15 protein-coding genes, 1 tRNA gene and 1 pseudogene are annotated in these 12647 nt (G+C 65.8%); 9 read left to right on the plus strand and 8 right to left on the minus strand.

Annotated elements, in window-relative coordinates; translation table 11 throughout:
• Nucleotides 1-4: 4 nt before the first annotated feature.
• Entirely contained in the window at nucleotides 5-649 is a 645-nt protein-coding gene (locus B0T44_RS11730; RefSeq protein ID WP_245839543.1) for a TetR/AcrR family transcriptional regulator, read from the plus strand.
• 144 nt (nucleotides 650-793) lie between these two features.
• Here B0T44_RS11730 and B0T44_RS11735 read toward each other — a convergent pair whose 3' ends face one another.
• Nucleotides 794-1582: an alpha/beta fold hydrolase gene (locus tag B0T44_RS11735; RefSeq protein WP_077115501.1), complete on the minus strand. Its 789-nt coding sequence runs from the start codon at nucleotides 1580-1582 to the stop codon at nucleotides 794-796.
• Between the two features lie 114 nt (nucleotides 1583-1696).
• On the opposite strand from B0T44_RS11735, the gene B0T44_RS11740 reads away from it, so the two are divergent.
• The 3 genes from B0T44_RS11740 to B0T44_RS11750 all read left to right on the plus strand — a co-directional run bounded on the left by B0T44_RS11740 (nucleotide 1697) and on the right by B0T44_RS11750 (nucleotide 2635).
• Nucleotides 1697-1921 carry a hypothetical protein gene (locus B0T44_RS11740; protein ID WP_077115502.1) on the plus strand — a complete coding sequence of 75 codons (225 nt, stop codon included), beginning with the start codon at nucleotides 1697-1699 and terminating at the stop codon, nucleotides 1919-1921.
• Nucleotides 1908-2204 (plus strand): hypothetical protein, encoded by a 297-nt coding sequence (locus tag B0T44_RS11745; RefSeq protein ID WP_077115503.1) that lies wholly within the window; start codon nucleotides 1908-1910, stop codon nucleotides 2202-2204. Before B0T44_RS11740 ends, B0T44_RS11745 begins: the two co-directional genes overlap by 14 nt.
• A 104-nt stretch (nucleotides 2205-2308) precedes the next feature.
• On the plus strand, nucleotides 2309-2635 hold the full coding sequence (locus B0T44_RS11750; RefSeq protein ID WP_077115504.1) for a hypothetical protein: 327 nt from the start codon (nucleotides 2309-2311) through the stop codon (nucleotides 2633-2635).
• Nucleotides 2636-2667: 32 nt separating this feature from the next.
• Here B0T44_RS11750 and B0T44_RS11755 read toward each other — a convergent pair whose 3' ends face one another.
• Complete coding sequence (locus tag B0T44_RS11755) at nucleotides 2668-2970, minus strand: DUF1905 domain-containing protein (protein WP_077115505.1); 303 nt, start codon at nucleotides 2968-2970, stop codon at nucleotides 2668-2670.
• 310 nt (nucleotides 2971-3280) lie between these two features.
• Between B0T44_RS11755 and B0T44_RS11760 the strand changes: the two genes are divergently transcribed.
• A tRNA-Gly gene (locus tag B0T44_RS11760) sits at nucleotides 3281-3354 on the plus strand.
• A 216-nt stretch (nucleotides 3355-3570) separates the two neighbouring features.
• On the opposite strand, the gene B0T44_RS11765 is transcribed toward B0T44_RS11760, so the two are convergent.
• The 5 genes from B0T44_RS11765 to B0T44_RS11785 form a co-directional block, all read right to left on the minus strand.
• Entirely contained in the window at nucleotides 3571-4377 is an 807-nt protein-coding gene (locus B0T44_RS11765) for an aminotransferase class IV family protein (RefSeq protein ID WP_077115506.1), read from the minus strand.
• A gap of 141 nt (nucleotides 4378-4518) precedes the next feature.
• Nucleotides 4519-4863: a DUF3703 domain-containing protein gene (locus tag B0T44_RS11770; RefSeq protein WP_077115507.1), complete on the minus strand. Its 345-nt coding sequence runs from the start codon at nucleotides 4861-4863 to the stop codon at nucleotides 4519-4521.
• Between the two features lie 29 nt (nucleotides 4864-4892).
• Entirely contained in the window at nucleotides 4893-5594 is a 702-nt protein-coding gene (locus B0T44_RS11775; protein WP_077115508.1) for a cation efflux transmembrane domain-containing protein, read from the minus strand.
• Nucleotides 5594-5923, minus strand: a complete 330-nt coding sequence (locus B0T44_RS11780; RefSeq protein ID WP_077115509.1) for an ArsR/SmtB family transcription factor — start codon at nucleotides 5921-5923, stop codon at nucleotides 5594-5596. Before B0T44_RS11780 ends, B0T44_RS11775 begins: the two co-directional genes overlap by 1 nt.
• 84 nt (nucleotides 5924-6007) lie before the next feature.
• Nucleotides 6008-6379 (minus strand): VOC family protein, encoded by a 372-nt coding sequence (locus tag B0T44_RS11785; RefSeq protein WP_077115510.1) that lies wholly within the window; start codon nucleotides 6377-6379, stop codon nucleotides 6008-6010.
• Nucleotides 6380-6509: 130 nt separating this feature from the next.
• Here B0T44_RS11785 and dcd point away from each other — a divergent pair, with 130 nt between their 5' ends.
• On the plus strand, nucleotides 6510-7082 hold the full coding sequence (gene dcd, locus B0T44_RS11790; protein WP_077115511.1) for a dCTP deaminase: 573 nt from the start codon (nucleotides 6510-6512) through the stop codon (nucleotides 7080-7082).
• A gap of 17 nt (nucleotides 7083-7099) precedes the next feature.
• On the opposite strand, the gene B0T44_RS11795 is transcribed toward dcd, so the two are convergent.
• Nucleotides 7100-7558: a hypothetical protein gene (locus B0T44_RS11795; RefSeq protein ID WP_077115512.1), complete on the minus strand. Its 459-nt coding sequence runs from the start codon at nucleotides 7556-7558 to the stop codon at nucleotides 7100-7102.
• A gap of 232 nt (nucleotides 7559-7790) precedes the next feature.
• Between B0T44_RS11795 and B0T44_RS11800 the strand changes: the two genes are divergently transcribed.
• From B0T44_RS11800 to B0T44_RS11810, 3 genes and pseudogenes are all read left to right on the plus strand, one after another.
• Nucleotides 7791-9176, plus strand: a complete 1386-nt coding sequence (locus tag B0T44_RS11800; protein ID WP_245839542.1) for a helix-turn-helix domain-containing protein — start codon at nucleotides 7791-7793, stop codon at nucleotides 9174-9176.
• A gap of 73 nt (nucleotides 9177-9249) precedes the next feature.
• Entirely contained in the window at nucleotides 9250-10500 is a 1251-nt protein-coding gene (locus B0T44_RS11805; protein ID WP_077115690.1) for a pyridoxal phosphate-dependent aminotransferase, read from the plus strand.
• 308 nt (nucleotides 10501-10808) lie between these two features.
• Nucleotides 10809-12095: pseudogene (locus B0T44_RS11810) on the plus strand (YibE/F family protein); the annotation flags it as partial.
• Nucleotides 12096-12647 lie beyond the last annotated feature (552 nt).

The following is a 12647-nucleotide window of genomic DNA, read 5'->3' on the forward strand; positions in this document are numbered from 1 at the left end:
CGCCGTGGCCGAACGCGTCAGGGAGACGCAGGCGCAGCGCCGGGCACGGATGCGCACGCGGCTCCTGGACGCCGCCGTGGCGAGCCTGGTCGAAGTCGGCTACGCGGGCACGACCACGCTCGCCGTACAGCAGCGTGCCGCCGTCCCGCGCGGCACACTGCAACATCATTTCCCCACCAAAGCCGATCTGCTGGCCGGTGTCGTCGAACATCTGGCACAACGCCGATCGGCTCAGCTGACCAGCGAATTCGAGGCCATCACCCCGGACATCGACCGGTTGACCGCAGCGGTCGAGCTGACCGCGAAAATGCTCAGCGGCCCGTCGTTCGTCGCCGCACTCGAGATCTGGGTGGGCGCACGCACCGACCCGGAGCTGCGGATGGCGTTCCTGCCGTTGGAGAACCGGCTGTTCGAGCTGATGCACACCAGTATTCGCGACGCGTTCCGTCAGGAGTTCCCTGACGACCCCCGGGTCCCGACGATCACGGACTTCACGATCGAGATCATGACCGGACAGGCGCTGCGCACCTTGCTGGCCGGTGACGACGAACGCAACCGTGTTGTTCAGCATCGCTGGCGTAACGCGGTGCAGGTTCTGCTGGGCACCGCCGACGCCGCGTCGCTGCTGGCGCCTCCTTCTCGCAGCTGAGCCGGTGCGGCGCTACCTGGCGGCAAGTCATCGTGAGCTGATATGGCGCTGCGGAGCTGCATCGACGCGGAGCCGTTGTGTCATTGCTGGAGACGCCGCGATGCCGACCGTACTGCCCGTGACGCCGACCGGCTCCCGCCCCCGCTACCTGTTCGCGTGCAGCTGGTCGCGTAGCAGTAGCGCGCAGCCGTCTGGGTCGTCGTAGAACGGGGTGTGCCCGCTGCCGCGCAGCGCGGTATGCCGTGCGTTCGGCAGCACTTGCTCGGCCCGGCGGCTCTGGGTGGCGTAGGTGAGCAGGATGTCGTGGTTGCCCCAGGCGATGGTGACTGGCAGATCGGCCAGTGCGGTGGGGTCGGGCAGTGTTGTGTCGGTGAACGACGCCAGCGCCGGGTCGAATCCGAGCGCGTCGATGGCGCCGTAAGCGGTGTCCAGTGCGGTCTGGGTGTCCAGCGTCCACGGTTTGCCGAAGACCAGGCTCAGGAAGGCGGTGCGGCCTGCCGCGGTGCCGAGGATGGCGGGCAGCGTGGGGCGCAGCATCCGCGCGAGCCGCCGGGAAATGCTCAGCGACCGTTGGCACCAGACGCGGCCGGGGGTGTCCCAGAATCCGATGGGGGAAAACGCGGTTGCCGTTCGGGCCAGTCCGCGGGCGGCGAGGTTCAGCGTGATCAGGCCGCCCATGGAGTTGCCGCCGATATGCGGGCGTTCGATGCCCTGTTCGGCGAGGAAATCGGCCACCGCGTCGGTGAGGGTGGTGACGGTGGTGCGGTCGAGCGGGGCGGAAGCGCCGAACCCGGGCAGGTCGATCGCGATCATCTCGAACGAGTCGGTCAATTGCTCGATCACCGGCTGCCAGACCTGCCAGCGGCTGCCTACCCCGTGGATCAGGACCAGCGGTTCGCCGCTGCCCTCGCGGTGCTGGTTCAACATCGTCATCGGCGTTCTCCTGATCGGTGCAGAATTCCGCTCACATTAACAGCAGGCGGTGGCCGTCAGTTGTGGTCTGCCAATCCCCCGAAACTGGGGGCGGTGAACGGTACGATAAAAGGTATGGCAACACGCAAGGTCACTTTATCGTTGGACGCATCGGCCTGGTCGTACGCCGAACAGGCCGCCGCACGCGCGGGGATGTCACCCTCGGCGTGGATATCCAAGGCCGCCCGCCGGGAGGCGGTGCGCACCGGTGTCGGCACCATCCCCGAGGTGACGGCCGAAGCGGCTGCCGACGCCGCCGAACTAGCGGCCGCCGAGGAGGCGATGCGTGCGCAGGGGTGAGCTGTGGATCTACCACCCGCACGGTTCCCCGCGCCGCCGCACGGTTGTGCTGATCAGCAGCGACGGCATCAATGAATCGCCGCGCCCCTGGCTGGTCGCGGCCGAGGTGCTCGACGAGGACCCGCAGGACATCCTCGCCGTCGCCCTGCCCGAGCACGGCTGGGTGCACGCAGGCAACATCGGCCGCATCTATCGCGGTTGGCTGACCGAACGGGTCGGCGATATCGATCTCGACACCGTGGAACGGCTGGACACCGCTCTGCGCGCCGCCTTGGACCTGTGAGCCCGCTGAGGATCCCTGCCCCGGCTTGCAGTTTCCGCGTGACTGCGGCTACATAAATGGCTTGTGGACAGCGGTCCACCGGACATAGTCGAGAGAGGAACCTGGTGCGGACCACCCTGATCGCCGCGGCCTTCATCACCCTGCCCCTGCTGGCTGCCTGTGGCGGCGGCTCCGGAGCCGAGCCCGTCACCGCGGCGGATATCTCCAAGTCGATGCAGGACAAGGGCCTGCAGGACCCGGCGTTCGCCGATTGCGCGGCGAAACTCTATGTCGACGAGGGTATTTCGCAGGAAGGTCTGCGTGCCATGGTCAACGAAGAACACGACTCCCAAGCCGTGGACCCGCAAACGCTCGGTATGAGCGAAGACGACGCCGACAAGGCGCGCGCGGCCACCGACAAGATCATCAAGCAGTGCCTCGGGAATAAGTAGCCTTCGGCTGACCAGAGCAGGCCGGGTGCGGTTCAGATTGCGACGACGATCTGAACCCGCGCCGACGACCCCGCACTCAGATCTTCGGCCGAACGTACCGCCTTCTTCACCGGCAGGATGTAGGTCCCCCGGGATTTGTCCGGGAACAGCGAAGTCGACCAGCGGCTGCTGCCGATGGTCACATGCACCCGCACCGCGCCGAACCCACCGCTGCGGTGCCCGTAGATCGCCTCGATCTCGTCGGCAATATCCTCGGGCAGGTCGGCGAAATGCCAGCTGCCCTGCCCGTGGTGCTCCCATATCCGGGTCGTGAACGTGTACCGCGCTCCACTCACCCGGCGACGATAACCCCGAGCCCCGACATATTCGCCGCGGTTTCGATCGCGCTGAGGTTCTCCGTATCCACGGGCTCGCCACCCATCCGGCCCCGCGCTTCCACAGCACCCGGTTTCGCCTGCCCTGAGGCGAGTCAGCTGTATCCGCCGCGAGGCGTGCATCCATTCGAGTCACAAACAGCCGCACTTGTCGCGCTGAGCGAGCAAGATCGCACTGAGGGGTGGGTTCCGCAGGTCGGAGCCTCTACCAGCTCTGTTTCGTGAAGTGCGCGGGCTCTGCTAAAGTCTCGGTGGTATCTCTGGGTACTGCGCCGATGTAGTTCAATGGTAGAACTTCTGCTTCCCAAGCAGACAGCGCGGGTTCGATTCCCGTCATCGGCTCCACGAACACAATTGCGATGTTGCGCTGGTTAACCACGCATCTGCTCCACTGCTCCTCGCCGGACGCTTCGTTTGGGCCGCATCGAACCCGCCGTAGTGCCACGCATGTGCCGCTATGCGCCGGTGCGGCCCTCTCGATACTGCTGCATCATCCGCGACATATCGACAGCGATGTGGCTCGGCGTCATCGGCAGCCCGTTAGTAGATCAGCGCTGCCCGTCACGGTTCTATCAGGGGTTCCGCTTCGTATGCGGCTCGCAGTGAGGCGACCAAGTCGGAGCTGCGACTCAAAGCGGCATCGCCTATCCGCTGTACGGCTATGCCCGGTGTCCACGAGTTCATGACAACCGCGCCGGTGAAGGCGGCCACATCGTCGGGTTTCACTATTTGGGTTCGTTGTGGGACGCCCGCATGGGCGAGCTGTCGGCGGAGAATGCCCATCGTGGTGCCGGGAAGAACGTCTGCGTCAGGCCACACGATGGTGTCACCATCCGAGAATGCAAGGTTCCAGATCGACGCCTCGCTCAGGTGCCCGTGCCGGTCCACGAACGCAGCGTCGTCGAACCCGGCAGCGCGTGCACGTCGCATGAAGTACGTCTTCGCGCCCTCACCGACATGTTTGATCTCGGGCATGAACCGTTCGTGCTCGAAGAGGGCGAGCGCCAGCGGACCCTGCGGCCCGTTCGCCGGGGGCGCGGTCCTGATCAGCGTGTGCAACGACGGCTGTCGTGCCTCGTTGGTGAACTCTCCGTTGGAGTCGAAGACCGTGACGGTCAGGGATAGGTCTGCGGGAGACATCGTCAACGCGGCGCGCAGCTCGTGTCGGACCTGATCGGGCGAGAGTGCGGCACCGAACAATGCCCGTGAGGCATCGACCAAGCGGTTGAGGTGGAGATCGAGTCCGCGTACCGCACCATCGCGAACCTGCATCGCGGTGAAATGCGCGAAGCCCGCGAATGCTGTAGGTGCGAGTCCGTCGAGATCGGCAGGATTGCCGTCCAGCAAGGCTGGGTGAAGTCTGCTCATGCGGCCGAAACCTAAACTATGACGTCAGTGTCAATGTCAAGGTCATGGCTCGCTACCACTAGGGAATATCGAGGAACGTTCGCGATTCCCCCTACTACTACTTATTCGTGGACGGGCAGTTGTAAGTGGCTCGTTCATGAGTCAGGTCGGGGTCAGTAGGGCTTGCAGATCGGCGGGCACCGGCATCGGCTGGAGCAGCCCGATCCGCGCTCGCCCGGTGTTGCCCTCGGGGTAACGCCCGATCAGTGAGCCGGGCGCGGCAACGACGATCCGCACGAACTGACCGAGCGCTTCACGGCGGTCACGCTGACGCACCGCCAGGACGAACATGGCGATGTGGTTGCCGGTATGCAGCCACGGGTCGGGCTGGGACAGTATGTGTGCGCGTTCCAGGTGCGCCCACCGCTGTCCGATATCGGTCGCGGCGCGGGCGGCGCGCATTTCCTCGTGGTAGCGGCCGCGGGCAGCTTCCGGGATCCGGGGCATGGCGTGAGAGTCCTTCCGAGAACGATGGTTCAGTCGCGGCAGTCGCAGTCGTGTCCGGCGCTGTCACCGGTGAGCGCGGCCGGGTTCGGGCAGCAGGTGTCACCGCGCCAGGCATCGAGGCCTTCACGGACCGCGATCGCGGCAATGACCAAGGCGGCGATCGGATCAGCCCACGACCAGCCGAACACGCTGTTGAGCAGCAGCCCGGTCAGCAGCACCGCCGATAGATAGGTGCACAGCAGCGTCTGCTTCGAATCGGCGACCGCAGAAGCGGAACCGAGTTCGCGGCCGGCGCGGCGCTGCGCCCACGACAAGCCGGGCATCACTGCCGAACTCACGGCGGCCAACGCGATCCCGACCGTGGAGTGCTCGGCCGCACCGACCCCCAGCAGGGAGCGCGCAGAGTCGACGGTGACGTAGAGCGCCAGAGCGAAGAACGAGAACGCGATGACCCGCAGTGCGACCTTCTCCCGCGCTTCCGGATCGCGCCCGGCGAACTGCCAGGCCACCGCCGCCGCCGAGGACACCTCGATCACCGAGTCCAGACCGAACCCGATCAGCGCGGTCGACGACACCCGCGCGCCCTCGGAGAGTGCCACCACGGCTTCGATCATGTTGTAGGTGATCGTCGCGGCGACAAACCAGCGGATTCGCCGTGCCAGCACCGCCCGCCGCTGCGTTGACGGCTTCGATGCGGCGGCAGAGAGGGGCAACCTCAGCGGCTGAGCCATCAGCAGCAGCCTTCGGTCTCGGTGTCCGGGCAACAGGCCGGATCCACCGCCAGCACCAGACCAAGCAGGTCCTCCAATGCGGCCGCGATCCGGGTATCGGCCAACTCGTAGCGGCTGCGTCGGCCCTCGGGCACCGCCACGACCAGCCCGCAACCACGCAGACAGGCGAGGTGGTTGGACAGGATCTGACGGGTCACCCCGATCTGCTCGGCCAGCTCCGAGGGATATCCGGGCGCTGCCCGCAGGCGCAACAGAATCCGGGTGCGGGTCGGGTCGGACAGGGCGTGCCCGAACCGGGCCAGAGCATCGGTGTGTACAGCGGTCTCCACAACCGAACAGTACATCAGAAACTGAATACAGAAAATTCTGTATTAGTTTGTGAGTTGTCTCTGGCCCGTGACGGCGCAGGTGGGTCAGGGTTCGGCCCAGACGCCGAGTTCGTTTCCGCTGGGGTCGGTGAAGTGGAAGCGGCGGCCGCCAGGGAAGTCGTAGGGGCCGTCGGTGACGGTTCCGCCTGCGGAGCGGACGGCGGTGACGGAGGCGTCCAGGTCGGTGGAGAAGAGCAGGACCAGTGGGCCGCCGGTGCGGGCCTCGGTTGCTACGGCGAGGCCGCCTGCTTCGCCGGGGGAGCCGTCGAAGCGGCGGATGCCTGCGTAGGTGGGGCCGTAGTCGTTGAACTGCCAGCCGAAGGCTGCGGTGTAAAAGCGTTTGGCGGCGTCCAGGTCGGTGACTGTCAGTTCGATGTAGTCGATGCCGTGATGGGTGTGGGTGCCTGAGTCGGTCATGGCGGGCAGTATTCGCCAGGGGTGTGACAAACAGTGGGCGTTATTCACCGGGGGCGTGTCGACTACGAGCGGGCGTCGCCAGGTGAGCGTGCCTGCGGACGGGTGGTGATCAGGCGTTACGCTCGTCGGCGTGCTGCTTTCCGATCGTGATATCCGGGCGGAGATCGCCGCGGGGCGTCTCGGGCTCGAACCGTTTGCCGAAAATCTGATCCAGCCGTCGAGTATCGACGTGCGTTTGGACCGGGTGTTCCGCGTGTTCAACAACACCCGCTATACCCATATCGATCCGGCGCAGCGCCAGGACGAGTTGACGAGTTTGGTGGAACCGGCCGAGGGTGAGCCGTTCGTGCTGCATCCTGGGGAGTTCGTGCTCGGGTCCACTTTGGAGGTGTGCTCGCTGCCCGACGATCTGGCCGGGCGGCTGGAAGGTAAATCGAGTTTGGGGCGGCTCGGGTTGCTCACGCATTCGACGGCGGGATTCATCGACCCGGGGTTCAGCGGGCATATCACGCTGGAGTTGTCGAATGTGGCGAATCTGCCGATCACGTTGTGGCCGGGAATGAAGATCGGGCAGCTGTGCCTGTTCCGGCTGTCCAGCCCCGCACAGAACCCGTACGGCAGCGCGACCACCGGCTCGAAGTATCAGGGGCAGCGCGGCCCGACTCCCTCCAGGGCTTACCTGAATTTCCCGTTGCCGAAGTAGGAGCCGGGCCGCGATATTCAGTGCAGGTCTTCGCCTCCGGCCGTCAGCGCCGTGTCGACGATCGCCGACAGCGGCGGCAGCGGTTCGCCGCGTTCGGGTGGGGCGACCCAGTAACATCCCTCCCTGGTCCAGCGGCCGAGGCCGGTGGGCAGCATGACGGCGCTGCCGACACCGGGTAGTCCGATATCGAGCCGGTTGAGCGTCTGCAGCACTTCCGCCTCGGGCCTGCTGTCCGGGTAGGCGAGGAAACTCCAGCGAATCTGCCTGGCCAGCATGGGAACTCGAACATTTTCAGATCCCTGCTGAGCAACTGCGGCGCGCACTTTTTCGGCGCGCACGGTGGGTAGGTGCAGGATGCAGACTCGGCTGGTGATCGGCAGCATCACGAAACCACCGCGTTCGGCTACCGGCAGACCGAACTCGTGCCGATAGTAGGCGGCCCAATCATCGGCTGTTCTGAGCTTTTCCACGTTCATGGTCGAACTCCTTGCGTCCGGGCGTAAAGAGTCGTGAGCCTCCCGGCGCATCCCCATCGCCGGGTTCCCTGTCCAGTAAGGATCTCGCGACACCCCGGCGCGCCGGAATCGCCTACACGCCCGCCTTTTACTGCCCTTTTGCTGCCAGAGTTATGGACAGCGGCAATCGTTGTGGTTGTGCTCACAAACCGCTCGTACTCTGGGGGAGAAAAACTTTCGAAAGGGTGACAACGTGGTCGGCCAATGGTCAGGGAAGGAGGCCCGGGCGCTGCGCGATGCCAAACGGATGAGCATCCGGGAGTTCGCGGCACATTTGGGTGTGCACGAACGCCTGGTGTCCAAATGGGAGGCAGGCGGTGTGCGGGTGCATCCGCGTCCGGTCAATCAAGCCGCCCTCGATACCTGCCTGGCTCGATCCGACGATATCGAGCGGGCACGGTTCACGGAGTTGATCGCCGCGCCCGAACCGGGGCTCGGGGCACGCACCGGCGCCGTGACGCCCACCAGTTATTCCAACGACGCGGAGCTGCTGGCGCTCATCGACGCGGGGGCGGTACGGGGGGACGCGTCAGCAGCTATTTCGGAGAGGGATCTGATCATGGCGGCTGCCCACGAGGCAAGTGAGCACGCAGGTAAGGCGGAGAGCACCAATGTCGGCGCGAGCACACTGGACCAGCTCGACGCCGACGTCACCCGGATCGCCAACGACTACGTGCACATCCCGCCCATGCCGATGATGGTGGAGATGCTTCGGGTGCGGCGGCGGGTGTATCGGCTGCTGGAGGGGCATCAGCGTCCGGCCGATACCAGTCACCTGTATCTGCTCGCTGGCACGTTGTCCGGGCTGCTGGCCAACGCGAGCACCGATCTGGGCTATCTGGATGCGGCGGGTGAGCAGATCCGCGCGGCGTGGGCCTATTCGGAACTGTGCGGGCACAACGGGTTGCGTGCCTGGACACGGGGAATGCATGCGCTCATCGAGTACTGGTCGGAGCGCCCGCATCGGGCGGTGCTGCTGGCGCAGAGCGGGCAGGAGTTCGCCGATTCGGCCACCGCGAAGGTGCGGCTGTGCAATATCGAGGCCAGAATATGGTCGAAGATCGGCAGCGCCGACGAGACGCAACGGTGTATCCGGGCGGCGGAGGAGGCGCGCGGCGGTGCGGCGACCGACAGCCTGCACGACGAGATCGGCGGGGTGTTCGGTTTCTCCGACGCCAAGGCCATGTATTACGCGGGCGCCACCTACATCCACCTGGATATGGCCGAACCCGCGCTGGAAGCCACCCGTAATGCGATCGACCTGTATTCGCGCGGGCCGTCGCGGCAGCGTTCCTACGGCGCGGAGGCGCTGGCGCGGGTGGACGCGGCCGCCGCGCATCTGATCAACGGCAGCCTCGACGGCGCCGCCGACGCGTTGCGGCCGGTGCTCGACCTCGACGAGGACAAACGCATCGCGCAACTGGAGGAGCGGCTGACCGGGGTGCGCCGCCGCATCTGCGGGCCTGCTTTCCGCGAGGCGGCCGAGGCGCGGACGCTCGACGAACGTATCGAGGAGTTCTGCGGCGGGGCGCCCGCCCGTGGCCTGCCGGTTCCGCCCCGCCCGCCGCGACCGGCGTGACCGGTGGTTTCCTGGTGACGGCGCTGACATTGTCTGCCACCGTCGGAAAAACCACTGGCCAGGCAGTGGCACCATGGTTCAGGTGAGTACCAGTCATCCCCATCGCCCGCGCGTCCTGGAGCAGTCCACGAAGCTGCAGAACGTCGTCTACGAGATTCGTGGACCGGTACTCGCGCATGCAGCACGGCTGGAGGCAGAGGGGCATCGCATCCTCAAGCTGAATATCGGCAACCCGGCCCCGTTCGGTTTCGAGGCGCCGGACGTGATCATGCGCGACATCATCGCCGCGCTGCCGTATGCCCAGGGCTATTCGGAGTCGAAAGGGATCCTGTCGGCGCGGCGCGCGATCGTAACCCGCTACGAGCTGGTGCCCGGCTTCCCTGAGCTGGACGTCGACAGCGTCTACCTCGGCAACGGCGTGTCCGAGCTGATCACCATCACTATGCAGGCGCTGCTGGACAACGGCGACGAAGTGTTGATCCCCGCGCCGGACTATCCGCTGTGGACCGCCATGACCAGTCTGGCCGGCGGCACCCCGGTGCACTATCTGTGCGACGAGGCCAACGGCTGGCAGCCCGATATCGCCGATATCGAATCGAAGATCACCGACAAGACCAAGGCGCTGCTGGTGATCAACCCGAACAACCCCACCGGCGCGGTGTACACCACCGAGGTGCTGCAACAGTTGGTTGATCTGGCCCGCAAGCATCGACTGCTGCTGCTCGCCGACGAGATCTACGACAAGATCCTCTATGACGACGCCAAGCACATTTCGCTGGCCTCGCTGGCTCCCGACCTGCTGTGCCTGACCTTCAACGGACTGTCCAAGGCGTATCGGGTGGCGGGTTACCGTTCGGGTTGGCTGGTCATCACCGGCCCGAAGGACCACGCCGCCGGGTTCATCGAAGGGATCGATCTGCTCGCTTCGTCGCGGCTGTGCCCGAATGTGCCCGCCCAGCATGCCATTCAGGTGGCGCTCGGGGGGCATCAGAGTATCGAGGATCTGATTCTGCCAGGCGGTAGACTGCTCGAACAGCGGGATGTCGCGTGGGAGCGGTTGAACATGATTCCGGGGGTGACGTGTGTGAAGCCGAGGGGGGCGCTGTACGCGTTTCCTCGTTTGGACCCGAATGTGCACGAGATCTACGACGATGCCAAGCTGATCTTGGATCTGTTGCTGCAGGAGAAGATCCTGATGGTGCAGGGGACCGGGTTCAACTGGCCGAACCACGATCATCTGCGGATCGTGACGTTGCCGTGGGCGCGCGATCTGGCGGTGGCGATCGAGCGGTTCGGCAACTTCTTGTCCAGCTACCGGCAGTGACCGGAGAGGTCCGAGAGCCCGTTTCCCCCGATAAAAACATACCTTCTGCACGGCTTTGGACGAGTTTTCCTGACTGACTGGCGCGAAAGCGGATCTTTTGTGTACAGTAGTCCTCGGCACCTCTGGTGCCCGGCCCGGTTGTCTACCCCCCCTGGGCAACCCGGCCTTACGGGTTAGGCCGCCTACCCCCCTGGGCCGCCAACCTGCGGGCGGCGGAGACATCCCCCTGCTCTCCGCCGCCCCCTCCCGAATCTCTGAGCTCTCAATTCTCACCGTCAGTGGGCTTTTCGCTCGCGACGCTGGTGAAAATGACATCCTTTAAGCTCACCCGGGTGAGCGACCACCACCATCACCACAACCATTCGGGCCCGATAGCGATCGGGGCCACCGCGGCCCGGGTTGTCGTCGGACTACTCGCCGTGATCGGCGTGGTCGTTGTTATCGCCACCATCGTGTTGTGGCCGAGCCGCCAGAGCGTCGATATTCCGCTGCCGATGCAGAACGCCGACGGCAGCGCGGTGGTCACCGAGGCAGGCACCGTCTTCCGGCAGGACGTCGGGCCGTGCGGCAGCCCCGATAGCGGCAAGGTGTTCCGCGGCGACCCCGCACCCCCCGCCAGCAACGTCTACACCTGCCAGCGCAGCCTGATCGCGATCGAATCCGGACCGCACAAGGGCAACAACACCCTGTTCGAAATCGCGCCCGGCCCAGGGCAACCCAGTCTGGCCGCCGGTGACGAGCTCCGGATCGTCCGGCAGACCGCACCCGACGGCACCCCGATGTACACGTTCGACGATTACGCCCGTGGCCTGCCGCTGGCCTTGATCGCGGCGGTTTTCGTGATCGTGATCATCGTGGTGGCCCGCTGGCGCGGATTGCGGGCATTGCTCGGCCTCGGGTTCGCATTCGCGGTGTTGGTGATGTTCCTGCTGCCCGCGTTGCTCGACGGAAAACCGGCGATACCGGTCGCGCTGGTCGCCGGGTCGCTGATCCTGTATGCGGTGCTCTACCTTGCGCACGGGGTGAATCTGCGCACCAGTTCGGCGCTGCTCGGCACCTTGACGTCGATGCTGATCGCCGCAGTGCTGTCCTGGGCGGTGATCGAGATGACGCGGTTGACCGGGTTGTCGGAGGAACAGAACACCAACGTCGCCACATATATCGAGAACGTCAGCATCACCGGTCTGCTGCTGGCCGGTTTCATTATCGGCTCACTCGGTGTGCTCAACGATGTCACCATCACTCAGGCTTCGGCTGCGTTCGAACTGGCCGCGCTCGACAAAGCGGCGACGCGGCGGGAGATCTTCGCGGCGGCGATGCGCGTCGGCCGCGACCATATCGCCAGTACCGTCTACACCCTGGTGCTCGCCTACGCCGGTGGCGCGCTGCCGCTGCTGCTGCTGTTCAGTGTGGCGGGCCGCTCGATCCGTGACGTTCTGGTCGGCGACGCTGTTGCCATCGAAATCGCCCGCTCCGCGGTCGGCGGTGTCTGCCTGGCCCTTTCGGTGCCGCTGACCACCGGTATCGCGGTGCTACTTGCCCGCCCCATTGGTTCCGGCCCGCAGGCTCCGGAGCGCCGGAAGCCCGCACGGCGTCATTCTGCCGAGGTTCGGCGGTCGCCGGGAGACCGGCGGACAGCCGGTGATCGTAACCGGAGGGCACCGGGCGATCGCCGAGCCGCTGATCGGCGCACCCCTGACCGGCGCGCAACGGCTGACCGCCGCTCTGCCGCCGAGCAATCGAGCGCCACTCGTCAGCGTCCACCCGCTGACCGCCGTGTTCAGCAATCCGATGGCCGCCTTTCCCCGGACCGGCCTCAGCCTGCCGCACGACCCGAGACCCCGCGTTACGGCCCGGCTCCACAACCCGGGAGCGTCCCACCGAATCCCGACCAGTTCGGCAGGCAACCCGGGCATTGGCCGCGTCACGGCCAGCCATAACGTCTGGTCCTCTCCACGTCGGCCTCTGGCTGTCGTCCATATAGAGCTGGCCATGAGCGCCTGGTCCTCGCTCCGTAACGGCCAGGTGTTGGTCGGTTCGGGGTCGTACGCGTCCCGCTGGCTTCGTTTGTCTCGAATGTTGCCGTGTTTCTCGTGAAGCTGGGGTAGCTGCCCGGCGCATATCGCGGAACCAGCTGAACGCCACCT

Origin of the sequence: Nocardia donostiensis, assembly GCF_002081715.1 — a bacterium.
GTDB classification, from domain to species: Bacteria; Actinomycetota; Actinomycetes; order Mycobacteriales; family Mycobacteriaceae; genus Nocardia; species Nocardia donostiensis.